Genomic DNA, 24,222 nt, shown 5'->3' on the forward strand with positions numbered 1-24,222 from the left:
CTGAGGCCCGTAAGGTGTCAACCCTGTGGATAACCGCGGTGGACCGAAGTGACCATGGGGATCGGGGCGGGATGGACGCGTACGGCAACGAGGGCGCGAGGCGCGAGGACGCGCCTCCGGGCGACGGGGGCGCCCAGGGGGGCATAGTGAGCCTCTCCCTCCCCTACCAGGTCGTGGCCGCGGTCGCTCTCGCGGTCATCGGTGTGCTCGCCTGCGCCCACCTGGCCATGGTCTTTCTTCATGTCGCGCCCTCGAACACCATGACCAAGCAGCACGGCGAGGCTGTCGACGGCTGGATCTACCCCGAGTTCGAGCAGAACTGGAAGCTCTTTGCCCCCAATCCGCTGCAGCAGAACATCGGTGTCCAGGCGCGGGCGGAGGTCACGGACGGTGACGGTGCCCGCAGTACGAGCGAGTGGATCGACCTCACGGCCGAGGACGGCGAGGCGATTCGCGGCAATCTTCTCCCGAGCCACGTCGACCAGAACGAGCTCCGCCGCGCCTGGGACTTCTACGCCAACTCGCACACCGACGACAACCGGCCCAACGGCCTGCGCGGCCAGCTCTCCGAGCGCTACATCCGCCGCATCGTGATGATGCGCCTCGAGCACCACGACCTCGGCGGAAAGGTCGAGCGCGTCCAGCTGCGGTCCGTCACCCGCTCCGTCAAGGCCCCGGCCTGGAGCAAGGAGAAGACGGACACCCGGCCGTACTACCGGGTTCTCCCGTGGTGGAAGGTGACCGGCGCGGATCTCCCCCTGGATACGCGGAACGACGGCGCAGCAAGCACGGAGGCGGCCAAGTGACCCAGGCCCTCGACGCGGAGACTCCCGACCGCGAGAACCGAGACAACACCGTGAGCCACGAGAGCCACGAGAGCCACGAGAGCCACGAGAGCCGTGCGGGCCGTGCGGGCCGTGCGGGCCGTGCCGGCCAGGAGGACCGCACGCGCCTCGAGCGCCTGACCCCGGACCGCCGGCTGGCCCACGCCATCCAGCGCGTGACATCGACCGCCCTCGGCCCGTACCAGAGCGCGATCGTCCGTATCGGCTTCTCGGCCACCTGGCTGTTCTTCCTGCTGCGCGAGTTCCCGAACCGCCGGGAGCTGTACGGGCCCGATGGCCCGTGGGGCTGGGACATGGCCCAGCAGCTGATCGCCAACAACCATGCCTTCACCGCGCTGATGTGGTCCGACAGCACGGTCTGGTTCGAGGCCGTGTACGTCGTCGCCGTGCTCTCCGGTGCGCTGCTGATGCTCGGCTGGCGGACCCGGACCATGTCGGTGCTCTTCATGGTCGGTGTGCTGTCGTTGCAGAACCGGTCGATCTTCATGGGCGACGGCGGCGACAACGTCATCCACCTCATGGCGATCTATCTCGTCCTCACCCGCTGCGGGCAGGTGTGGTCCCTGGACGCCAGGCGCGCCCGGCGTGACGCCGCGCGAGGCCAGGGCGGCGCGGCACGGGACCGGTCGGGCCCTGTGCTCTGGGCGGTGCTCGGCGTGGTCCTTCTCGCGGGGACGGTCCTTGACCGGCTCGGCGGGGAGTGGTGGCTCCTCACCCTGCTCTGGGCGCTGTGGGTCTTCCACGGAGTGTGGTGGGCGGTGAATCGCCGCGCACCGGGCAGCGAGCTGCGCACGCTGCTCGACGTCCTCGCCAACCTCATCCACAATGCCACCCTCGCCGTGGTCATGGCCGAGGTCTGTCTGATCTACGCCACCGCCGGCTGGTACAAGATCCAGGGCTCGCGCTGGCAGGACGGCAGTGCCCTGTACTACCCGCTCAAGCTCGACTACTTCACCCCCTGGCCCGCGCTCTCCGGCATCCTGGCCGGCAGCGGCCTGATCGTGATGCTGCTGACGTACGGCACGGTGATCGTGCAGGTCGCCTTCCCGTTCACGCTCTTCAACCGCAAGGTCAAGAACGTCCTGCTGGTGGCGATGATGATGGAGCACGCCGGCATCGCCGTGCTGCTCGGCCTGCCGTTCTTCTCGCTGGCGATGATCGCCGCGGATGCGGTGTTTCTGCCGACCGTGTTCCTGGTGTGGCTCGGGGGCCGCGTGGCGCAGGGGCGGGACAGGGTGCTTCGCCGGGGGCGGGAGCGGGTCCCCGAGGAGCGCGGTGCGCCCGAGGCGCAGGCCGCACGTACCCTCGTCGGGTGAGCAGCGAGACCCAGGAACCGGTTCAGTACGACGACGGCTACGGCCCGGAGGTCGGTGTCGGACCCCATCCGCGCCCCTGGCCGGAGGGCGGACCGTACGACCCCGAGCTGCTCGCCCACGGGGACCGGCGCAATGTCGTCGACCGGTACCGGTACTGGACACGGGAGGCGATCGTCGCCGACCTGGACACCCGGCGGCATGACTTCCACGTGGCCGTGGAGAACTGGGGTCACGACTTCAACATCGGCTCCGTGGTCCGGACCGCCAACGCCTTCCTGGCGAAGGAGATCCACATCGTGGGGCGACGGCGCTGGAACCGGCGCGGAGCGATGGTCACCGACCGCTACCAGCATGTGCGCCACCACGCAGACACGGAGTCGCTGACCGCCTGGGCGGCGGCCGAGGAACTGCCGATCATCGGGATCGACAACCTGCCGGGCGCAGTGCCGCTGGAGCGGATCGAGCTGCCCCGGCGGTGCGTGCTGCTCTTCGGCCAGGAGGGCCCGGGGCTGACCGAGGAGGCGCGCAAGCACGTCGCGATGGTCTGCTCGATCGCCCAGTTCGGCTCGACCCGCTCGATCAACGCAGGCGCGGCCGCGGCGATCGCGATGCATGCGTGGGTGCAGCGGTACGCGGAGATCCCCGGCCAGGCAGGCTGAGGCCCGCCGCCCCGATCCGCGGCGCAGCCGATCGGCGGCGCCGCGGCGGGCCGATCGCGGGCCGCGTGGTCCTGTGGCCCGTGCCGTTCGTGGCCGCGGCCGGCGTTGATGGCTGCTCACCGTCGGCAGCCGTGGGCAGTGCGCGTTGGGGGTCCGTGGCCCGCAGGTGCGGGCAACGGACCCCCCTCGCCGTCAGGCCTGGCGGCGCACTTCCACCACGCGGAAGCGGTTCGACACGAAGGCGCCGTCGCACAGTGCGGCGTTCGCCGCCGGGTTGCCGCCCGAGCCGTGGAAGTCGGAGAAGGCGGCCGTCTGGTTCACATAGACCCCGCCGGTCAGGTTGAGCGACAGCTGAGCCGACTCCTCCAGGCAGACCTCCTCGACGGCCTGCTCGGTCTCCGGCGACGTCGTGTACGCCCCGACCGTCATCGCGCCCTTGTCGCGCACCGTGCGGCGCAGCAGCTCCACCGCGTCCGTCGTCGAGTCGACCGCGACCGCGAACGACACCGGGCCGAAGCACTCCGACAGATACGCGGCCTCGTCGTCGGGCTTGGCCCCGTCCAGCTTGACGATCACCGGCGTACGCACCACGGCGTCCGGGAACTCGGGGTTGGCGACCTCGCGCGAGGCCAGGGCCACCTCGCCCAGGCCGGCTGCCGCCTCCAGGCGGGCCTTCACATCGGGGTTGACCAGGGCGCCCAGCAGGGCATTCGCCCGGGCGTCGTCGCCGAGCAGGCCGGCCACGGCGGCGCTGAGGTCGGCGACCACCTCGTCGTACGACTTCTGGCCCGCGTCCGTCGTGATGCCGTCGCGCGGGATCAGCAGGTTCTGCGGGGTGGTGCACATCTGGCCGCTGTACAGCGAGAGGGAGAAGGCCAGGTTGGACAGCATCCCCTTGTAGTCGTCGGTGGAGTCGATGACGACCGTGTTGACCCCGGCCTTCTCCGTGTAGACCTGGGCCTGGCGGGCGTTGGCCTCCAGCCAGTCGCCGAAAGCCGTGGAGCCCGTGTAGTCGATGATCTTGATCTCGGGGCGCACGGCGAGGGTCTTCGCGATGCCCTCGCCCGGGCGCTCGACGGCCAGTGCGACCAGGTTCGGATCGAAGCCCGCCTCGCTCAGCACCTCGCGAGCGACCCGCACCGTGAGTGCCAGGGGGAGCACAGCGCGGGGGTGCGGCTTGACCAGGACCGGGTTGCCGGTGGCCAGGGAGGCGAACAGGCCCGGGTACCCGTTCCACGTGGGGAACGTGTTGCAGCCGATCAACAGCGAGATGCCGCGCGGGGCCGCGGTGAACTCCTTCCGCAGCTCCAGGGGGTCACGCTTGCCCTGGGGCTTGGACCAGTCCGCGGCGGCAGGGGTGCGCGTCTGCTCCTCGTAGGCATACGCCACCGCTTCCAGGCCGCGGTCCTGGGCGTGTGGGCCGCCCGCCTGGAACGCCATCATGAACGCCTGGCCGCTCGTGTGCATGACAGCATGCGCGAACTCATGGGTGCGGGCACTGATGCGGGACAGGATCTCCAGACAGACCAGGGCGCGGGTCTCGGGACCGGCGTCGCGCCACGCCGCCATGCCCGCGCGCATCGCGGGCAGCAGCACGTCGAGGTCGGGATGGGGATACTCGATGCCCAGATCAGGGCCGTACGGCGACACTTCGCCGCCCGTCCAGGCGTCGGTGCCGGGCTGGTCCAGCTCGAAGCGGGTGCCCAGCAGGGCCTGGTGAGCCGCGAGGCCGTCGGCCGCCCCCGTCTCGCCGTACGCCTTGGGGTGCTCGGGGTGCGGCGACCAGTACGCCCGGGAGCGGATCGCTTCGAGGGCCTGGTCGAGCGTGGGCCGGTGGGTCTCGGTCAGCTGCATGGAAGACCAACTCCTCGTCGAGCTGGGCAGGGAAACGCGGACAGAGTTAGAGTAACCGAACGATCGGTCGGGACAAGGGGGGTCCGCAGAAACCTGTGGACAACTCGTAGGGGAGGATCACAGCCATGACCGCCACCGACGCCACCCAGGGGACCGGCGCCATCGCGCCGAGCCGTACCGTCGCGGTCGTCGGCGCCGGGACCATGGGCCAGGGCATCGCCCAGGTCGCGCTTCTCGCCGGCCATCGTGTGCGCCTCTACGACGTCGCCCCCGCCCAGGTGGAGGCGGGCGCGGGTGCGATCCTCGCCCGTCTGGAGCGGCTGGTCGAGAAGGGGCGACTGGACGACGAAGCGCGCGGCGCCGCGGAGCTACGGCTGGAGCGGACGACCGACCTCAAGGAGCTCGCCGACAGTGCGCTGGTCGTCGAGGCCGTTGTCGAACAACTCCCTGTCAAGCAGGAGCTCTTCGGCGCACTGGAGGAGGTCGTCGCCGAGGACTGCATACTCGCCACGAACACCTCCTCCCTCTCCGTCACCGCCATCGCGGGCGCCCTGCGCCTGCCCGGCCGGTTCGTCGGACTGCACTTCTTCAACCCGGCCCCGCTGCTCCCGCTCGTCGAGGTCGTCAGCGGATTCGCCACCGACCAGGGCACGGCGACGCGCGCGTACGAGACCGCCAAGGCCTGGGGAAAGACCCCGGTGCGCTGCACCGACACCCCCGGTTTCATCGTCAACCGCATCGCGCGGCCCTTCTACGCGGAGGCCTTCGCCGTCTACGAGGAGCGGGGCGCCGACCCTGCCACCATCGACGCGGTGCTGCGCGAGTGCGGCGGCTTCAGGATGGGCGCGTTCGAGCTCACCGATCTGATCGGCCAGGACGTCAACGAGGCGGTCACCCGATCCGTGTGGGAGGCCTTCTTCCGGGACCCGAAATTCACGCCGTCGCTCGCCCAGCGACGGCTGGTCGAGTCCGGACGCCTGGGCCGCAAGTCGGGACAGGGCTGGTTCTCGTACGCGGACGGAGCCGAGCGCCCCGCGCCGCACACCGCTCCGGCCACGGAGCCGCCCCCGCACATCACCGTGGAGGGCGATCTGGGCCCCGCGCGGGAGGTGCTCGCACTGTGCCGAGAAGCCGGCATCACGGTGCGCGAGGAGGAGGAAGACCGGGGGACCCGCATCCTGCTGCCGAGCGGCGGGCAGCTGGCGCTCGCCGACGGTCAGACGTCCGCCGAGTTCCGGGACGTCGTCTACTTCGACCTCGCCCTCGACTACCGGGCGGCGACCCGGATAGCCCTGTCCGCCTCCGAGGTCACCGAGTGGGAGACGCTCCGGCAGTCGATCGGCCTGTTCCAGGCGCTCGGCAAGAGCGTCAGCGTCATCGGCGACATACCGGGCATGATCGTTGCGCGTACGGTCGCCATGCTGGTGGACCTCGCTGCCGACGCCGTGGCCAAGGGCGTCGCGTCCGCCGAGGACATCGACACGGCGATGCGGCTCGGCGTCAACTATCCGATCGGCCCGGTCGAATGGGGCCGCAGGCTCGGCCGCGCCTGGGCGCACGAGCTGCTCGACGAGCTCCACGCGCGCGTGCCCACCGGCCGCTATGCGCCGTCCCTGGGTCTCTACCGCCAGTCCTACGTCCAGATGAAGAGCGAGTAGGTCCCATGACGACCGCCAAGCGCGACACCTACACCCCGGAGACCCTGCTCTCCGTCGCCGTCCGCGTCTTCAACGAGCGCGGTTACGACGGCACCTCCATGGAGCACCTCTCCAAGGCCGCCGGTATCTCCAAATCGTCGATATACCACCACGTCGCGGGCAAGGAAGAGTTGCTGCGTCGTGCGGTGAGCCGGGCGCTCGACGGGCTCTTCGGGATCCTCGACGAGCCCGGGGCCACCCGCGGGCGTGCCATAGAGCGCGTCGAGTACGTGACCCGGCGCACCGTCGAGGTGCTCATGGCCGAGCTGCCCTACGTCACCCTGCTGCTGCGTGTGCGCGGCAACACCAGGACCGAGCGCTGGGCATTGGAGCGGCGCCGGGAGTTCGACCACAAGGTCGCCGATCTGCTCAAGGCCGCAGCGGCCGAAGGCGATCTCCGGGCCGACATGGACATGCGGCTGGCGACCCGGCTGCTCTTCGGCATGGTCAACTCCCTGGTGGAGTGGTACCGCCCGCAGGCCGGCACCGGCTACGACCGGGAGCAGGTCGCCGACGCGGTCGTACGGCTCGCGTTCGACGGGCTGCGCACGACCCCCTAGCACGGCTGCACGCGATCGCGTGGCACGGGCTCACACGATCACGTGGCACCGGATGCACACGATCGCGCGGCACGGGCCGCACACGATCACGTAGCGCTCTTTCAGCGAGACGGATCAGGATCCAGATCCGTCTCCTCGAAGACCAGCAAAGTGCGGGTGGAGAGCACCTCGGGGATCGACTGGAGCTTGGTCAGGACGAGTTCGCGCAGCGTGCGGTTGTCCGGCGTGTGGACCAGCAGCAGTACGTCGAAGTCGCCGCTGACCAGAGCGATGTGTGCGGCCCCCGGCAGCGCCTGGAGCTGCTCGCGCACCGTCCGCCAGGAGTTCTGCACGATCTTGAGCGTGATGTAGGCGGAAGCGCCGTGCCCGGCGCGCTCGTGGTTCACACGGGCGCTGAAGCCGCGGATCACGCCGTCGTCGATGAGCCTGTTGATGCGGGCGTAGGCATTGGCGCGGGAGACATGCACCCGTTCGGCCACGGAGCGTATCGAGGCGCGGCCGTCCGTCTGCAGGATGCGCAGGATGTCCCGGTCGATCGAATCGAGGGGGCGGGGCGGCGGGCTCTGGGCGGCTCCGGGCACGGCTTCGTAAACCGTCCGGTCCTCGCCCTCGGCCATTTGTTCAGCTGTCACGTCCCCCCGCCTCTCTCTCATGGACGACCTGTTCCTATCCCAGGCTGTGGAGAACCGTTTGTCCACAGGCTGAAGGTGCCTGTAGCCAAAATGCGCCCACGACCGAACAATCGGTAGGTGAGGCGCCTCACACTCCGCGCCCTTCACGGGTCCTTATGCCCGCTCCCACGAGGAGGTGCTCGCGTTGAAGAAGAGCAGCATGACGGTCGAGGAGCGGCCGGGTGCCGCTTACCGGCCCACCCCGCCGCCGGCGTGGAAGCCGCGCACCGACCCCGCGCCGTTGCTTCCGGACGCCGAGCCGTACCGCGTGCTCGGTACGGAGGCGGCCGCCGGGGCGGACCCCCAGCTGCTGCTGCGGCTGTACGCCGAGCTGGTGCGCGGCCGCAGGTACAACGCGCAGGCGACCGCGCTCACCAAGCAGGGCAGGCTCGCCGTCTATCCGTCGAGCACCGGCCAGGAAGCGTGCGAGGTCACCGCCGCGCTCGCCCTGGAGGAGCGCGACTGGCTCTTCCCCAGCTACAGGGACACCCTCGCGGCCGTGGCCCGTGGCCTCGACCCCGTCCAGGCGCTCACGCTGCTGCGCGGCGACTGGCACACCGGTTACGACCCGCACGAGCACCGCATAGCGCCCCTGTGCACCCCACTCGCCACCCAGCTCCCGCATGCAGTGGGCCTGGCGCACGCGGCTCGCCTCAAGGGTGACGACGTCGTCGCGCTCGCCATGGTCGGCGACGGCGGCACCAGCGAGGGCGACTTCCACGAGGCGCTCAACTTCGCCGCCGTATGGAAGGCCCCCGTCGTCTTCCTCGTGCAGAACAACGGCTTTGCGATCTCCGTCCCGCTTGCCAAGCAGACCGCCGCGCCCTCCCTCGCCCACAAGGCGGTCGGGTACGGAATGCCGGGCCGGCTGGTCGACGGAAACGACGCGGTGGCGGTGCACGAGGTGCTGACCGATGCCGTCGCGCGGGCGCGGCGCGGCGGGGGCCCCACACTCGTCGAGGCCGTCACGTACCGCATGGACGCGCACACGAACGCCGACGACGCCACCCGGTACCGGGCCGACGCCGAGGTGGAGACCTGGCGTGAGCACGACCCGATCCGGCTGCTCGAGCGAGAGCTGACCGGGCGCGGACTGCTCGACGAGGACACCGTACGGGCGGCCGCCGACGCCGCGGAGACGATGGCCGCACAGCTGAGGGAGCGGATGAACGCCGATCCGGTGCTCGACCCGATGGACCTGTTCGCGCATGTCTACACCGAGCAGACCAGCCAACTGAGGGAGCAGGCCGCGCAGTTGCGTGCGGAGCTGGACGCCGAGGACGGGGAAGGCGCGCACGGCGCGGAGGGTGACGCACGATGAGCACGGCAACTGCCGGGCGGGCCGCCAAGCCCGCCACGATGGCGCAGGCCCTCCAGCGCGCGATGCGCGACGCGATGGCAGAGGACCCGTCCGTCCATGTCATGGGCGAGGACGTCGGCACGCTCGGCGGTGTGTTCCGGGTCACCGACGGGCTCGCCAAGGAGTTCGGCGAGGACCGCTGTACTGACACGCCGCTCGCCGAGGCCGGCATCCTCGGGACGGCCGTCGGCATGGCGATGTACGGGCTGCGGCCCGTCGTGGAGATGCAGTTCGACGCCTTCGCCTATCCGGCGTTCGAGCAGCTGATCAGCCATGTCGCCCGCATGCGCAACCGCACGCGGGGCGCCATGCCGCTGCCGATCACGGTTCGGGTGCCGTACGGCGGCGGGATCGGCGGCGTCGAGCACCACAGCGACTCCTCCGAGGCGTACTACATGGCGACTCCGGGGCTCCATGTCGTCACGCCCGCGACGGTCGACGACGCCTACGGGCTGCTGCGGGCGGCGATCGCCTCCGACGACCCGGTGGTCTTCCTGGAGCCGAAGCGGCTGTACTGGTCGAAGGCCGACTGGTCGCCGGAAGCCCCGGCGGCGGTGGAGCCGATCGGCCGCGCGGTGGTACGGCGCCCGGGTCGCAGCGCCACGCTCATCACGTACGGCCCGTCGGTGCCGGTCTGTATGGAGGCGGCCGAGGCGGCACAGGCCGAGGGCTGGGACCTCGAGGTCGTCGATCTGCGCTCGCTCGTGCCGTTCGACGACGAGACGGTGTGCGCGTCGGTGCGGCGCACCGGGCGAGCGGTCGTCGTCCATGAGTCGAACGGCTTCGGCGGCCCTGGCGGGGAGATAGCCGCCCGGGTCACCGAGCGCTGCTTCCACCACCTGGAGGCGCCGGTGCTGCGCGTGGCCGGCTTCGACATCCCGTACCCGCCGCCGATGCTGGAGCGGCACCATCTGCCGGGTGTGGACCGGATTCTGGATGCGGTCGCCCGGCTGCAGTGGGAGGCGCAGAGCTGATGGCCCAGGTGCTCGAATTCAAGCTGCCCGACCTCGGTGAAGGCCTGACCGAGGCGGAGATCGTGCGCTGGCTGGTCTCGGTGGGCGATGTCGTCGCCATCGACCAGCCGGTCGTCGAGGTCGAGACGGCCAAGGCGATGGTGGAGGTGCCGTGCCCGTACGCGGGCGTGGTGACCGCGCGCTTCGGTGAGGAGGGCACGGAGCTGCCCGTCGGGTCGCCGCTGCTGACCGTCGCGGTAGGCGCGTCGGAACCGGGACCCGGGGACTCCGGGGCGGCGGCCGGATCCGGCGCCTCTGGCACCTCCGGCAGCTCCGGAATCTCCGGGGACGAGTCCTCCGGCAATGTGCTGGTCGGGTACGGCACGGGCGCCCCGGCGGCCCGTCGACGCCGGATCCGGCCGACGGCGCTGTCGGGCGCCGCTCACTCCACGGCGTCGGCCGGCAGCGGTGCTCCGGGTGCCGGCCGGGCAGGCGGCCATGTCTCGCCGGGCGCTGCCCATGCGTCCGCGTCGGGGGACCGGCCGGGCGGCGGGCACAGCTTCCCGGAGCCCGTGTGGGACAGCGCTGTGGAGAGCCCGGCGCCCGATGCGGTCATCGACGAGGAGTTCGCTCCTGCCGCTCCTGCCGCTCCTGCCGCTCCGCTCGCGACGGACCGTGAAGGCCCTGTGGCGGTGATCTCGCCGCTGGTGCGGAGGCTGGCCAGGGAGAACGGGGTCGATCTGCGTCAGCTGCACGGATCCGGGCCCGACGGGCTGATTCTGCGGGCCGACGTGGAGCAGGCGGTACGGTCCCTCGCCGGCACCGCCGCGCCGCAGCAGGCCGCGCCCACTCCGACGCCCGCAGCGGCACCCACTTCCGCGCCCGCACCCGTTGTCGCAGGAGTCGAGCGGATCCCGCTGCGCGGGGTGCGCGGGGCCGTCGCGGAGAAGCTGTCCCGCAGCCGCCGGGAGATACCGGACGCGACCTGCTGGGTCGACGCGGACGCGACCGAGCTGATGGCCGCGCGCCGGGCGATGAACGCGGCGGGCGGGCCGAAGATCTCGCTCCTCGCCCTGCTCGCCCGGATCTGCACGGCCGCTCTCGCCCGCTACCCCGAGCTGAACGCCACGGTGGACCTGGATGCCAGGGAGATCGTGCGTCTGCCCGAGGTGCATCTCGGCTTCGCGGCCCAGACCGAGCGCGGCCTGGTCGTCCCCGTCGTGCGGGACGCACACAGCCGTACGGCCGAGTCGCTCACCGAGGAGTTCGCCCGGCTGACCGAGACGGCACGACGGGGCGCCCTGACCCCGGCGGATCTCACCGGCGGCACGTTCACGCTGAACAACTACGGAGTGTTCGGTGTCGACGGGTCCACCCCGATCATCAACCACCCGGAGGCGGCCATGCTCGGGGTCGGCCGCATCGTGCCGAAGCCCTGGGTGCACGAGGGCGAGCTCGCGGTCCGGCAAATCGTCCAGCTCTCGCTCACCTTCGACCACCGGGTGTGCGACGGTGGCACGGCGGGCGGCTTCCTCCGGTATGTGGCCGACTGCGTGGAGAATCCGGCAGTGCTGCTGCGCACGCTGTAGCGCCGAGCGTTTCCGGGGATCCCGGGCGATTCCGGGGCGTCCGCGGTCTCCGAGCGGTCCCGAGCGGTCCCGAGCGGTTCGGTACGGGTGATCGCGGCCCATACTGCTGGGGTGACTGCGGAAGCGGAGTACGACGCGATCGTGCTCGCCGGAGGTGCCGCCAAGCGGCTCGGCGGAGCGGACAAGCCCGGAGTGAGCGTCGGCGGCCGGGCGTTGCTCGAGCGTGTGCTCGCGGTGTGCCAAGGCGCCGGCCGCACCGTCGTCGTGGGTGACCGGCGGGCGACCGCGCGCCCCGTGATCTGGGCGCGCGAGACCCCGCCCGGCGGAGGTCCGCTCGCCGCGCTCGACGCGGGAGTGCGGCAGACCGCGGCCGGCACGGTTCTCGTGCTCTCCGCGGATCTGCCGTTTCTCGGCGATGCGACGGTACGACGGCTGATCGACGCGCTGGAGCCCGGCGGGCCGGAAGCCACGCTGCTCACCGACGCCGACGGGCGGGACCAGCCGCTCGTTGCCGCCTACCGGACGGAGCCGCTGCGCCGCGAACTGGCGCTCATCGCCACCGAGCACGGCGGACTCGCCGGGCTGCCGCTGCGGCGTCTGACGCAGGAGCTGAAGTTCCACCGGGTCGCCGCGGGGCCGCTCGACGCCTTCGACTGCGACACCTGGGAGGACATTGCCGCGGCCAGGGCCCGAATCAGGGAGCATGGGAACGTGCTGGATGAATGGATCACCGCAGTCAAGACCGAACTCGGCATCGAGCTCGACGTCGACACCGGCGTCCTCCTCGACCTGGCCCGGGACGCCGCGCACGGCGTCGCCCGGCCCGCAGCACCGCTGACCACGTTCCTCGTCGGCTATGCGGCGGCCAAGGCGGGCGGTGACAGCGCCCAGGCGGTTGCCGAAGCGGCGCGCAAGGCGGCCGCGCTCGCCGACCGCTGGGCGGCGGAAGCGGCGGAAGCGGACGAGGCCGGCAGCTGATGACCACGCAGGACCACGAACCCGATGCTCCGGGCGCGCCCGGACAGGCTGACGCAGGAGGGTCCGGTACGGGTCCGGGCGTCGGCGGCCACGCAGACACCCCAGCCACGGCCCCAGCCACGGGCACGGCTGCGTCACCGGCCACAGGCACGGCTGCGGCCATGGCCGGTGGCGCCGCCGACGACGACGGCATGGAGGACGCTCTCGCCCTCGTGGGCCGGCAGCCCGCCCCCGGCAAGGGGCGACCTGCCACCGAGACCGAGCGGCACCGGGCGATCCCCTGGGGCGAGGCTCGTGCCCTCGCGGCGCGTGCGGGCCGCGGTACTCCGCCTCGGGTCCGGCACGAGCCCCTCGACCGGGCCCTCGGGCAGGTCCTCGCCGAACCGCTCACCGCGCTCACCGATCTGCCGTCCTTCGACACCTCCGCCATGGATGGCTGGGCCGTCGCAGGACCGGGCCCGTGGACGGTCCGGAGCAGCGGCAGCGGCATCCTCGCCGGGCACAGCGAGCCGGAGGCGCTCACCGACGGTACGGCCGTGCGGATCGCCACCGGCGCCCGGATCCCGGCCGGGGCCACAGCCGTCATCCGCAGCGAGCACTCCCGCGCCGACGGGAGCGGCCATCTCCATGCCCAGCGGCAGGTGACGCACGGTCAGGACATCAGACCCCGCGGCCAGGAATGCCGGTCCGGGGACCAACTCCTGCCCGCCGGAGCCCCGGTGACTCCGGCCGCGCTCGGGCTCGCCGCGGCCGCCGGATACGACCAGTTGCTGGTTGTCCGCCGACCGCGCGTCGAAGTGCTCGTGCTCGGCGACGAGTTGCTGACCATGGGGCTGCCCCAGGATGGGCTCATTCGTGATGCCCTCGGGCCGATGATCGGGCCCTGGCTGCGCGCGCTCGGCGCCGAGGTGCTCGCGACCCGGCGGATCGGTGACGACGCGGAGGCGCTGCACCGGGCCATCACATCGTCGGAGGCCGACCTCCTCGTCACCACGGGCGGTACGGCGGCCGGACCGGTCGACCATGTCCACCCGGTGCTGCGGAAGGCGGGGGCCGAGCTGCTCGTCGACGGTGTCGCCGTACGTCCTGGACATCCCATGCTGATGGCCAGGCTCGCGCCCGGCCGGTATCTGGTGGGGCTGCCCGGAAATCCGTTGGCCGCGGTCTCCGGGCTGCTCACCCTTGCCGAGCCGCTGCTGCGGGGCATGTCCGGGCGGGAGGCCGCGGTGGCTGCCCCGGCCCCGTATCGCACCTGCCTGCGGGACGAGGTACAGGGTCATCCGTACGACACGCGGCTGGTGCCTGTGGTGCGCCGCGGCGACCGGCTCGTACCGGTGCACTACAACGGTCCGGCCATGCTCCGGGGTATCGCCGCCGCGCACGGCCTCGCCGTCGTACCGCCCGGCGGGGCGCGCGTCGGCGATGAGCTGGAGGTCCTCGATCTGCCGTGGTCGCCGGCCGGCGAAGGGTGTTTCACGTGAAACTGCCTGGCCAGGACGCGATGGCCCGGCAGGCGGAGGAACAGCTGGTCACCGCACGTGTGACGATGCCACGCCCGGTCGTCGAGCGGCCCCTGCGCCAGGTCGGCAAACGCCTGCTGGTGGCGATGCTGGTGCTGTTGCTGACGGTGCTCATCGTCTGGCTCGACCGCGGCGGCTACTACGACAACGCGGACGAGCGCGTCGATTTCCTCGATGCCGTCTATTACGCGACCGTCACCCTCTCCACCACGGGGTATGGCGACATCGTGCCGCACAGTGCCAGCGCGCGACTGGTCAATGTGCTGGTCGTGACACCACTGCGCGTGGTCTTTCTGATCATCCTGGTCGGCACGACTCTCGAGGTTCTCACCAGGCGGACCCGGGAGGAGTGGCGGCTGAACCGCTGGAGGGACACCGTGCGCGACCACACCGTAGTCGTCGGCTTCGGTACGAAGGGACGTTCCGCAGTTCAGACCCTGTGCGCCACGGGCCTGAAGAAGGAGCAGGTCGTCGTCGTGGACCCGAGTTCGAAGGTCATCGAGGCGGCGAACGTGGACGGGTTCGCGGGCGTGATCGGGGACGCGACCCGCAGTGAGGTGCTGCTGCGCGCGGAGCTGCAGAGGGCACGACAGATCATCATCGCCACACAGCGTGATGACACGGCCGTTCTGGTCGCGCTGACGGCGAGGCAGCTCAATCGTGGGGCGAAGATCGTCGCCGCGGTACGGGAAGAGGAGAACGCACCGCTGCTGCGGCAGTCCGGGGCGGATGCGGTGATCACCAGCGCCAGTGCGGCGGGCCGCCTGCTCGGGCTGTCCGTGCTCAGCCCGAGTGCGGGCAGGGTGATGGAGGACCTGATCCAGCAGGGCACCGGGCTCGATGTCATCGAGCGGCCGGTGACGAAGAGCGAGGTCGGCAAGAGCGTCCGGGAGACGGACGACCTGGTGGTGAGCGTGCTGCGCGGGCACCGGCTGCTCGGTTACGACGATCCTCAGGCGAGCCCGCTGCAGTTGACGGACCGTCTGATCGCCATCGTGCGGGCGACGAACGCGCCGCCCCCGGGTGCCGTCGAGTAGCGGCCGGGGGACGTCGGAGTAGCCTCGCGGCCATGCATGCGATCACGATTCCCGAACCAGGTGGTCCCGAGGCGCTGGTGTGGGCGGAGGTGCCCGATGCCGAGGCCGGCGAGGGGGAAGTCCTTGTCGAAGTTGCCGCGAGCGCCGTCAACCGCGCGGATCTGCTGCAGCGGCAGGGCTTTTACGACCCGCCGCCCGGGTCGTCCCCGTACCCCGGGCTGGAGTGCTCGGGGCGCATCGCCGAGCTCGGCCCCGGGGTGTCCGGGTGGAGCGTCGGCGACGAGGTGTGCGCGCTGCTGGCGGGCGGCGGATACGCGGAGAAGGTGGCGGTGCCGGTCGGGCAGCTGTTGCCGGTGCCCGAGGGGGTGGACCTGGTCACCGCGGCGGCGCTGCCGGAGGTGACGTGCACGGTCTGGTCCAACGTGTTCATGGTGGCGCATCTGCGGCCGGGCGAGACGCTGCTGGTGCACGGTGGTGCCAGCGGGATCGGCACGATGGCGATCCAGCTGGCGAAGGCGGTGGGCGCGAAGGTCGCGGTCACCGCGGGTGGGCCGGAGAAGCTGGCGCGCTGCGCGGAGCTGGGCGCGGACATCCTGATCGACTACCGCGAGCAGGACTTCGTGGAGGAGATCAGGGAGGCGACGGGGGGCGCGGGAGCGGACGTCATCCTCGACATCATCGGCGCGAAGTATCTGGACCGGAATGTGCGGGCGTTGGCCGTGAGCGGCCGCCTTGCCGTGATCGGGCTGCAGGGTGGGGTGAAGGGCGAGCTGAATCTGGGGGCGCTGCTGGGGAAGCGGGCGGCGGTGACGGCGACGTCGCTGCGGGGGCGGCCGCTGCATGAGAAGACGGCGATCGTGGCGGCGGTGCGGGAGCACGTGTGGCCGCTGGTCGCGGCCGGGACGGTGCGGGCGGTGGTGGATCGCACCGTGCCGATGCGGGAGGCGGCGGAGGGGCACCGGGTGCTGGAGTCGGGTGCGAACGTGGGCAAGGTGGTGCTGGTGGCGCCGACGGCGGGCGGTGACACGGACCCGGCTGCGGGCTGAGGCGGGGGCTGCGGGTCGGCCCACAGGCCGGTGGGCGTGCGCCCGCCTGCGGCCGGACTTGGGGTTCCCTGTACAGCCGTGGGCCCCGTTCCCTTTCGGGAAACGGGGCCCACACGCAGGCGTCTAGGGGCCCACACGCAGGCGTCTAGAGGTACGGGCCCGAGCGGATGGCGCCGTGGGAGGAGTCGTCGTCGGTCGGGGCTCCCGGAGGCAGGGCGCGGCGCATTTGCTCCAGCTGGGCGCGGGCGGCCATCTGCTGGGCGAACAGCGCCGTCTGGATGCCGTGGAAGAGGCCTTCCAGCCAGCCGACCAACTGGGCCTGCGCGATGCGCAGTTCCGCCTCCGAAGGGATCGCTTCGTCGGTGAACGGCAGCGAGAGACGCTCGAGCTCCTCGACCAGTTCCGGAGCGAGGCCGTCCTCGAGCTCCTTGACCGAGCCGCGGTGGATTTCCTTGAGTCTGACGCGGCTGGCCTCGTCGAGAGGTGCCGCCCGCACTTCCTCCAGCAGCTGCTTGATCATGCTTCCGATGCGCATGACCTTCGCAGGCTGTTCCACCATGTCCGTCACAGGGACCTCGCGCGATTCGTCGTCAGCTTCACCGCCTCCGAGCGCCATCCCGTCCTGTCCCACTACGAGGACGTGGGGGCTCTGCGGCGACCGTTCATTCCTCGGCATCTCCATGCCGCCATTCTCTCGCACATGTGCTGTCCCACAGGGTGTGCCCCCGTACAAGGGTGATCCACCCTCGTACGGGGGCACAGACCCGTCACAGAGCCGCAGAATCGGCCGGTCAGATGGCCTCCCGCCGGGCCAGTGCCCCGCGGGAGCGGGTGACCAGGGCCGCGAGGACGGCCGCGCCGACCGGGACGGCGACGATCAGGGCGGCCAGGGTCTCCCAGGGGACGACGATCAGGACGTGCGGCCGGGTGAGGCCTCCGCCGAAGCCCGCGTCGAGGACCTCCTCGTACCACTTGAGCTGCTGGCGTTGCTCGGTCAGCCGCAGCCCGACCGCGGGCAGCACACCGGCCGCGGAGCCCAGCACCACACCCATCGCGGCCACGACACCGCACTGGAAGCCGCTCAGCGTGCGCCGCACCCTCGGCGGGGCGCCGACGGCAGCCAGCGTCTTCAGGTCCGCCTCGGCATCGGCCTGGGCGAGCCCGGTGGCGATGCCGGCCGCACCGATGGTGATCAGCCCGGCGAATACGGTCAGCGCCAGCAGCACGATGTTGTTCTCGCTGGTGTACCCCTCCTCGATGTGGAGCATGACGTCGGCACCCGACTTGTCGAGCTCACCGTTGAGCTTCTGCCGCTGCTCGCTGGTGGGCGCCTGCTCGGTCGTGTAGTACGCGCCGTACGGGACCGTGGCGACGCCGGCCGTCCCGGCCGCCGCCGGGGGCACGATCATGGAGATTCCGTACGACGTGACCTCCCCGGGCGCCTGGTAGGCGGGGAACGTCTTGACCGTGCCCGGCGCCTCCTTGCCCTCCTCGGCCGCCTTGTCGGCCGCCTCGCTGTCGGTGATCAGCCGGATACCGATCGTGCCGCTCTTGTCCACGTTGCGCTTGTCGAACGACACGACCTTGCCGTCCGCCAGTGCCTTCACGGCTCCCGGATCCTCGATGGCGAGGGCCTCCAGCAGCTTCGCGTCGCCGATGACCACCCCGCCCTCGGCGTACACGGAGCCGCGGTTCTCCTGGCAGCGCCAGTCCTTGGAGAAGGCGCGGCGCTGCGCCACGGTGAACTTCTCCGCCGGGTCCTCGTCCCCGGGACCGAACGTCCACAGCGGGCACTGGTTCGCCTTCGGTACGACGACCTCGTAGCGGCCGCAGCCGCGGCTGCCGCTGTAGGACATCGTGCACTGCTTCTTCCCGACGGAGATACGGTCCACATCGGCACGCACATCGACCGGCAGGTACTTCTGCACCGCAGCGCGGGCCTCGGCGACATCCCGGCCGCCGGGCGCGTCCAACACCAGGGACACCCCGCCGCGCGGCAGCTGGGCCTCGTACTCGGCCGCGCCCTGGGCGTCCGTGCTCGCCGCGTACGTGGCCACCGCGACCGTCCCCGCGACCGCGGCCAGCACCGCGGCCACCGCGGGAGCCGTGCGGCCCCGGTTGCGCACGGCGTCGCGCAGTGCGAGCCGGGGCGAGAGCGGCAGCCAGCGCCCGGTGCGGCCGAAGAGGCCCACCAGCGCGGGCGTCAGGGCCACCACACCCAGCTCCGCGATCGCGCTGCCGCCCGCGACGATGACGAACTGCTCCGAGAACACCGACCCGTACAGGGCGATCGCCGCGCCGAGCAGCACCGCGACCAGCCCGATCACCGGAAGCACCCGGCTGCTGCGGCGCACGCCCCGGCGGCCCGTGAGCGAGGCCAGGACGGTCTGCCGGGAGGCGGTGACGGCCGGAACGATCGCGGCCAGCAGACCGGTCATCACGGCGAGCAGCCCGATGCCGAGCAGCTCCAGCGGCCGGATGTCGAAGCTGCCGAAGCGCGCCCCGATGTACTCCTCGAGCAGCGGGCGAAGGGCGAAGGTGAGGACGAGACCGAGGACGGTGCCCACGACGGCTGCCACGAAGCCGATCACCAGGCCGCCTGCCAGGACGATGGCGCGGATGTGACGGCGGTCGCCGCCGTTGGCACCGACCAGTCCGAGCTGGCGGCGCGAGCGCCGGGCACCCACGGCGAAGGCCGGCCCGGCCAGCAGACAGATCTCCAGCATGGCGAGGCCGACGACGGTGCCGACCGCGGCCAGTGCCGCCGCCTGAGCGCCGACGCTCTCCTCGTAGCCGCCGCCCCAGTCCTCCCGCTGATAGAGCGGTACCTCCGGATCGGCGGGCGGATCGAGCTGAACGGCCCGCGAAGCCACCAGCACACCCTTGGTGTTGGCCTCCTTGACCATGTTCCACGTGAAACCACCGGCAGCACTCACCAGATAGGTGGTGCTCTTCTCGACGCCGGGCAGGTCGCCGGCCACCAGCGCCTTGTCGAGCGGGTCGAGCAGGGCCCCGGGGAGCGCGTTGACCTGGTCGGCGGCGAGCGATTGGGGCAGCTCGTACGAGCCGACGATCGTGTACTCCCGGTCGAACCCGCGCACCGAGAGCTTGGAACCGACGCTCAGCCCGCTGGACTCCAGGAAATGGGTCGTCGCCGCCACCTCGTCGGTCCCCTTGGGGAACCGGCCGCTGACGAGCGTCATGATGCCCGCGGCCATCGGGTCCGTGGCTCTGAGCTCACGGATGTCGGCGTTCAACAGGCCGTGGGCGGTGCGCAGTTTCCCGTAGCCGGTCGAGTCCTCCAGGGTCTTCGCGCCCGCCGGGAAGGCTTTGCTGATGTCCGCTTCGCCGTCGGGCAACGGCTTGTCGTCGACGTTCTCCACCGGGGCGTAGTTGGTGCCGTCGGGGGCCTGGTGGATCGGCATCCCGCCGGTGCCGGGGTCGGACATCCGGGCGTCGGCGGCGCCGAGCGTGCGCTGAAGGCTCTGCTCGGTGGAGAGTTCGGCGCTGCGCAGGGTCAGATCGGCGGCGCTCACACCGAGGATCGGCAGGGCGATCATCGCCAGGACGAGGAAGCTGCGCCCCTTGGCGCGCCAGGCGTCACGGCGGGCGATGCGTATCGCGGCCCGCCAGGAGTGGTACCAGTTCGTCACCGCTCGGCCGCCTGCCCGCTCAGCAGGGAGTCCGCCTCGCTACGGACGGTCTGGTCGACGACCGCGCCGTCACGCAGGAAGACCACCCGGTCCGCCCAGGCCGCGAAGCGCGGTTCATGGGTGACGAGGATGCCCGCCGCGCCCGCGTCGCAGCGGGCGCGCAGCAGGGCGAGCACGGATTCGCCGGTTTCGGAGTCCAGGGCGCCGGTCGGCTCGTCGGCGAGGACGAGACGGCGGTCGCCGACCAGGGCCCGGGCGATCGCCACACGCTGCTGCTGTCCGCCGGACATCTCGTCGGGGAAGCGGTCCGCGAGATGGCCCAGGCCCATCTCCTCCAGCGCGGCGAGGGCCTCGACGCGGGCCTTGCGGGCGGACGTGCCGTCGAGCTCGCGCGGCAGGGCGATGTTCTCGGCCGCGGTGAGCGCCGGGATGAGGTTGTAGTCCTGGAAGACGTAACCGATGCTGCGGCGGCGCAGGGCGGCGAGCGTCTTGCGGTCGGCGGTGGTGATGTCGGTGTTCTCGACGATCACCTGGCCCGAGCTCGGGGTGTCGAGGCCTCCTGCGATCGTGAGCAGCGTCGACTTGCCGGAGCCGGACGGGCCCATGACAGCGACGAGTTCACCCGGGTACACATTGAGGTCGACGCCGCGCAGGGCGTGCACCTCGGTGGCGCCGCTGCCGTGGACGCGGGTCAGGTTCCGCAGCTGCAGCACGGGCTGCTGTGGTGACTGCTGCGGCTGGTGGGAGTGGTCGGACATGGAGGGGTCCCCCCTTGGGCGTGCGCGCAGGGGCGTACGCGAGCGGATGTGAAGAGAGAGGTACGCGGGACACGGAACGGAGCCGGAGCTCAGCCCCGCCGCCTCCGGTGGTCATGTGCGGGCGCCGGAGCGGGGGCAGGTGGGGGTGCGGGCTCCGGAGCCAGGGACGCCGTCGCGGAGAGCCGGATGAGCCGGGCCTCGCAGTGGTCGAGCCAGCGGGCCTCCGCCTCGGTCTGGAAGATGAGCTGTTCCAGGACGAGCAGCCAGGCGACTTCGTCGCGGTTCGCGGGATCGGATTCCAGTGATTCCAGCGCCTGGGCCTTGAGGCGGGTGTAGTCCTGCATCGCCTTCACGGTGTGCCGGCGCTGGGACTGGATGACCTCGCGGATGTCGACCGTCGGCGCGCCGACCGCCATGGCGAGCTTGATGGCCAGCTCGTCGCGGGCCGGGCTGGTGCGGTCGACGGGCCGTTCGAACCAGGACTTCAGCTCTCCGCGCCCGGCGTCCGTGATGGCGTAGAGCGCATGACCGGCCTCGTCCTCCTGGTCCTGTACGACCATGCCGTCGCGCTCCAGCCGGCTGAGAGTCGTATAGACCTGGCCGACGTTGAGCGGCCAGGTGGCTCCCGTACGGGACTCGAACTCCGTACGTAGCTGAGAGCCGTAGCGAGGGCCGCGTTCGAGGAGGGCGAGAAGTCCGTGGCGGATCGACATACTCAGTATGTATACCGGGTATGTCGGCGCGGACAACCGACCTGAGACGGATGTTGCGCATAGGCCGTACGAGGGACGAGGGGCCTCACGGAGGGTTCCGGCCCAGGGCTAGTGGCGACGGAGTCGCAGTCCCATGTAGCCGAGACCCAGCCCCATCAGGGCGAATCCGGCGCCGAGCGTCATGATCGGAACCTGGCGCTCCAGTGGCCGGGTGAGGGACGGTGGCGCCGCCTTGCCGACGGCGGCGGGTGCGCTGGGCGACGGGGGCGCCACGGGCGGCGATACGGGGACGGCGGGCGCCGAGGCCGCGTCGCGTGCCTCCCGCTCGCGCTGCTCCATCAGCAGCTGCTTCCGCAACTCCGCCGCCTCGCGCTTTCGCTCCCGCTCACTCGCCTGCTCGCGCTCGCGCTGGCGCTCGAGTTCGCGGTGGTCCCCGCTGTCGTGCCCGGCCTCGGGCGACGCGGTCGCGGTGGGGACGGGCGGGGCCGTACGGCCAGGTCGCCGACGGCCCTCACCTGCCTGACGCCCGGCCAGCGAGGGTGAAGGGGACATGGAGGGGGAGGCCTTCGGGGTGCTCTTGGGGCGGGCGTCGACGTTCCCCTTCGGGTCCCGCTCGGTGTCCGGCTTGGGGTCCGGCTGCGGGTCCTGCTTCGGGCCCCGTCCTGCGCTCGTGCCGGGCCGTGCCGACGGCCCTGGGTCCTGCTCTCCGGTGGTCCTCGGCGTCTTGCCGTGCGCAGGCTTCCCGGAACCGCTGGGCCGAACGGGTGTCGGCGTGCCCGTCACCCGGGACGCCCGACGCCCCTGAGGGTCCTGAGGGTCATGACGGTCCTGAGGGTCCTGAAGGCCGTGCGGGTGCTTGGCGTCCTCGCGGTCCTGGGCTTCAAGGCTCCGGCTGCCCTCAGCGCCGTGCCGGCCGTCGGCGTTCCCCCGAAACGTTGCTGCGAAGCCCCACGAGTCGTGGTCATCGGTGTACGCCCCGACAGGCATGGTCGCCAGCACAACGGCCGCGAAAGCCGCGATGGTCGTCACGCAATGCGTGCGGAGCCTCGGAGCCACTGGGTGACCCCCTCCCGTGCCAAGTCGCCGAGATTCAGGAATACCGGACTCAGCGTCACATACCTGAGCATTTCCGGCATCCCGGGTACGGAGTCCGGCCGGCGCACGCAAATGGGCCCGGCACGCCAGTCGCGTGCCGGGCCGTTTCGAAGAAGGTGACCGAAGGAGGAAGGAGGTGACCGAAGGAGGTGACCGAGAAGAAGGTGACCGAAGAGGTGACTACTGCCCCGGGTCTCCGGTGGCGATCTTCAGCTCGAACGTCTGGTTCCCGGGCACCACGGCCGTGCCCTCGGTCGGGAACTGCTCGATGACCTGGTCCTCCGCGTACTGAGGGTTGTCCACCCGGGTTTCCTTGATCTGCCAGCCCGCCGCCTGGATGCACTGCTTGACGGAGATCAGGTCCTTGTAGACGAAGCTCGGAGCCTGGACCTTCTTCGGATCGTCGCTGTCCTCGGAGGCATCCGTGCACTCCTCCTTGTCCATCGTCCGGTTGCGCTCCGGCGGCTTGTGCTCCGCCGCCGGCGTCCCACTCGCGCCCGAGGTGGTGCCGCCCGCGCCCGGGTCGTCCTTGCCGCCCAGGTTCAGGACGGCGATCAGACCGCCGATCGCCAGCAGCGCCACCACGGCCGAGCCCACGATCACCGGCATGTTCCGGCTGCCGCCACCGCCGCCCGTCGAACCGCCCGTCTGCTGCGGCGAGATGGTGTACGGAGGCGGAGTCGTCGACTGGTACACCGGGGCCGGCGGCGGGGCCTGATGCGGGTACCCGTACGTCGGAGCCGGTGCGGGCGCCGGGGCCGGTGTCGGATGCCCGTACGGTCCCGGAACCGGCCCTGGAACCGGACCCGAAACCGGCCCCGGCTGGTACGGCTGGTGAACGCTCGGCGGGGCCGGCGTCGCCTGGTCCACCGGCGGGAAGACCGCCGAGCCGACGCCCGCGCCGCTGCTGACCGGCCCCCCGGCGACGATCACCGGCGCACCCGTCTGCCCCGCGCCGGCGACGCGCATGCACTCGTCGCGCATCGCGGCCGCATTCGGGAAACGCTCGTTCGGGTTCTTCTTCAGCGCCCGGGCGACCAGCGCGTCCATCGCCGGAGTCACCGCGCGGTTGATGGAGGACGGAGCGACCGGCTCCTCCTGCACATGCGCGTAGGCGATGGCCAGCGGCGAGTCCGCGTCGAACGGCAGCCGGCCCGTCAGCAGCTGGAAGAGCATGATGCCGACCGAGTACAGGTCGGAGCGGGCGTCGACACCGCGCCCCAACGCCTGTTCGGGCGACAGATACTGCGGAGTACCGACGACCATGCCGGTCTGCGTCATCGACGTGACGCCCGACTGCATGGCGCGTGCGATACCGAAGTCCATGACCTTGACGACGCCGCGCTTGGTCATCATCACGTTGCCGGGCTTGATGTCCCGGTGGACCAGGCCCATTTCATGGCTGGTCTCCAGCGCCGCCAGCACATCCGCGGTCACCTTGAGCGCCTTGTCGGCGGGCATCGCGCCGTGCTGCTGGATGTCGGCGTTCAGGACCGAACCGAGCGGATTGCCCTCCACGTACTCCATGACGATGTACGGCATCAGGGAACCGTCGAGCTCGTCCTCACCCGTGTCGAAGACCGACACGATGTTGGTGTGGGACAGCTTGGCGACGGCCTGCGCCTCGCGCCGGAAGCGCTCGCGGAAGGACTGCTCGCGACCGAGCTCGGTGTGGAGCGTCTTGATGGCGACCTGGCGGTCCAGCGCGCTGTCGTAGGCCAGATAGACCGAGGCCATACCGCCTTCGCCGAGCAGGTCGCGAAGCTGGTACCGGCCGCCGGCGACCGAACCGCCCGCGTAACGGCCGCCGCCGTGTGCCCCGTCCTGGCTCATGTCGTGCTCCCCCTACGCGCGCTGGCGTGCCCGCGATGATCCGGATTTACGGGCCAAGTCTGCCCCAGGGCACGGACACGTCAAG

20 protein-coding genes are annotated in these 24,222 nt (G+C 71.3%); 12 read left to right on the forward strand and 8 right to left on the reverse strand.

From position 1 onward, the window contains the following. Positions 1-71: 71 nt before the first annotated feature. The 3 genes from ACWCXB_RS29490 (at position 72) to ACWCXB_RS29500 (ending at position 2,820) form a co-directional block, all read left to right on the forward strand. Positions 72-806, forward strand: a complete 735-nt coding sequence (locus ACWCXB_RS29490) for a DUF5819 family protein (RefSeq protein ID WP_450726794.1) — start codon at positions 72-74, stop codon at positions 804-806. Positions 807-961: 155 nt separating this feature from the next. After that, positions 962-2,161: an HTTM domain-containing protein gene (locus tag ACWCXB_RS29495; RefSeq protein ID WP_450726855.1), complete on the forward strand. Its 1,200-nt coding sequence runs from the start codon at positions 962-964 to the stop codon at positions 2,159-2,161. Beyond that, positions 2,158-2,820 carry a TrmH family RNA methyltransferase gene (locus ACWCXB_RS29500; protein WP_450726795.1) on the forward strand — a complete coding sequence of 221 codons (663 nt, stop codon included), beginning with the start codon at positions 2,158-2,160 and terminating at the stop codon, positions 2,818-2,820. Before ACWCXB_RS29495 ends, ACWCXB_RS29500 begins: the two co-directional genes overlap by 4 nt. A 192-nt stretch (positions 2,821-3,012) precedes the next feature. Here the strand turns inward: ACWCXB_RS29500 and paaN are convergent, their stop codons facing one another. Then, positions 3,013-4,674 carry a phenylacetic acid degradation protein PaaN gene (paaN, locus tag ACWCXB_RS29505; RefSeq protein WP_450726796.1) on the reverse strand — a complete coding sequence of 554 codons (1,662 nt, stop codon included), beginning with the start codon at positions 4,672-4,674 and terminating at the stop codon, positions 3,013-3,015. A gap of 125 nt (positions 4,675-4,799) precedes the next feature. Between paaN and ACWCXB_RS29510 the strand changes: the two genes are divergently transcribed. Next, the gene (locus ACWCXB_RS29510; protein ID WP_450726797.1) at positions 4,800-6,332 is read left to right on the forward strand and encodes a 3-hydroxyacyl-CoA dehydrogenase; all 1,533 of its coding nucleotides are present in this window, start codon (positions 4,800-4,802) and stop codon (positions 6,330-6,332) included. A 5-nt stretch (positions 6,333-6,337) separates the two neighbouring features. Beyond that, positions 6,338-6,931, forward strand: a complete 594-nt coding sequence (locus ACWCXB_RS29515; RefSeq protein ID WP_450726798.1) for a TetR/AcrR family transcriptional regulator — start codon at positions 6,338-6,340, stop codon at positions 6,929-6,931. Positions 6,932-7,032: 101 nt separating this feature from the next. Here the strand turns inward: ACWCXB_RS29515 and ACWCXB_RS29520 are convergent, their stop codons facing one another. Beyond that, positions 7,033-7,548, reverse strand: coding sequence for an Lrp/AsnC family transcriptional regulator (locus ACWCXB_RS29520; protein WP_450726856.1), 516 nt, complete (start codon positions 7,546-7,548; stop codon positions 7,033-7,035). 214 nt (positions 7,549-7,762) lie between these two features. Between ACWCXB_RS29520 and pdhA the strand changes: the two genes are divergently transcribed. The 7 genes from pdhA (at position 7,763) to ACWCXB_RS29555 (ending at position 16,085) form a co-directional block, all read left to right on the forward strand. Further along, positions 7,763-8,923, forward strand: a complete 1,161-nt coding sequence (gene pdhA / locus ACWCXB_RS29525; protein WP_450726857.1) for a pyruvate dehydrogenase (acetyl-transferring) E1 component subunit alpha — start codon at positions 7,763-7,765, stop codon at positions 8,921-8,923. After that, entirely contained in the window at positions 8,920-9,936 is a 1,017-nt protein-coding gene (locus ACWCXB_RS29530) for an alpha-ketoacid dehydrogenase subunit beta (RefSeq protein WP_450726799.1), read from the forward strand. The genes pdhA and ACWCXB_RS29530 overlap by 4 nt, the downstream gene beginning before the upstream one ends. Beyond that, positions 9,936-11,504, forward strand: coding sequence for a dihydrolipoamide acetyltransferase family protein (locus tag ACWCXB_RS29535; protein WP_450726800.1), 1,569 nt, complete (start codon positions 9,936-9,938; stop codon positions 11,502-11,504). The genes ACWCXB_RS29530 and ACWCXB_RS29535 overlap by 1 nt, the downstream gene beginning before the upstream one ends. A gap of 111 nt (positions 11,505-11,615) precedes the next feature. Continuing rightward, the gene (locus ACWCXB_RS29540) at positions 11,616-12,482 is read left to right on the forward strand and encodes an NTP transferase domain-containing protein (protein ID WP_450726801.1); all 867 of its coding nucleotides are present in this window, start codon (positions 11,616-11,618) and stop codon (positions 12,480-12,482) included. Then, complete coding sequence (locus tag ACWCXB_RS29545; protein ID WP_450726802.1) at positions 12,482-13,963, forward strand: molybdopterin molybdotransferase MoeA; 1,482 nt, start codon at positions 12,482-12,484, stop codon at positions 13,961-13,963. The genes ACWCXB_RS29540 and ACWCXB_RS29545 overlap by 1 nt, the downstream gene beginning before the upstream one ends. Positions 13,964-13,983: 20 nt before the next feature. Next, a complete protein-coding gene (locus ACWCXB_RS29550) occupies positions 13,984-15,039 on the forward strand; it encodes a potassium channel family protein (RefSeq protein WP_450726858.1) in 1,056 nt (351 codons plus the stop codon). Positions 15,040-15,071: 32 nt separating this feature from the next. Next, positions 15,072-16,085, forward strand: a complete 1,014-nt coding sequence (locus ACWCXB_RS29555; protein ID WP_450726803.1) for an NAD(P)H-quinone oxidoreductase — start codon at positions 15,072-15,074, stop codon at positions 16,083-16,085. 145 nt (positions 16,086-16,230) lie between these two features. Here the strand turns inward: ACWCXB_RS29555 and ACWCXB_RS29560 are convergent, their stop codons facing one another. From ACWCXB_RS29560 to ACWCXB_RS29585, 6 genes are all read right to left on the reverse strand, one after another. Next, entirely contained in the window at positions 16,231-16,767 is a 537-nt protein-coding gene (locus tag ACWCXB_RS29560; RefSeq protein ID WP_450726804.1) for a bacterial proteasome activator family protein, read from the reverse strand. Positions 16,768-16,876: 109 nt separating this feature from the next. Then, complete coding sequence (locus tag ACWCXB_RS29565) at positions 16,877-19,738, reverse strand: FtsX-like permease family protein (protein WP_450726805.1); 2,862 nt, start codon at positions 19,736-19,738, stop codon at positions 16,877-16,879. Then, positions 19,735-20,496, reverse strand: a complete 762-nt coding sequence (locus ACWCXB_RS29570) for an ABC transporter ATP-binding protein (protein ID WP_450726806.1) — start codon at positions 20,494-20,496, stop codon at positions 19,735-19,737. Before ACWCXB_RS29570 ends, ACWCXB_RS29565 begins: the two co-directional genes overlap by 4 nt. 89 nt (positions 20,497-20,585) lie before the next feature. Then, complete coding sequence (locus tag ACWCXB_RS29575; protein ID WP_450726807.1) at positions 20,586-21,209, reverse strand: PadR family transcriptional regulator; 624 nt, start codon at positions 21,207-21,209, stop codon at positions 20,586-20,588. 108 nt (positions 21,210-21,317) lie between these two features. Further along, positions 21,318-22,238, reverse strand: a complete 921-nt coding sequence (locus ACWCXB_RS29580; RefSeq protein ID WP_450726808.1) for a hypothetical protein — start codon at positions 22,236-22,238, stop codon at positions 21,318-21,320. A 246-nt stretch (positions 22,239-22,484) separates the two neighbouring features. After that, the gene (locus ACWCXB_RS29585) at positions 22,485-24,137 is read right to left on the reverse strand and encodes a protein kinase domain-containing protein (RefSeq protein WP_450726809.1); all 1,653 of its coding nucleotides are present in this window, start codon (positions 24,135-24,137) and stop codon (positions 22,485-22,487) included. Positions 24,138-24,222: the final 85 nt, after the last annotated feature.

The sequence above is a fragment of the Streptomyces sp. NPDC001514 genome (assembly GCF_053597075.1).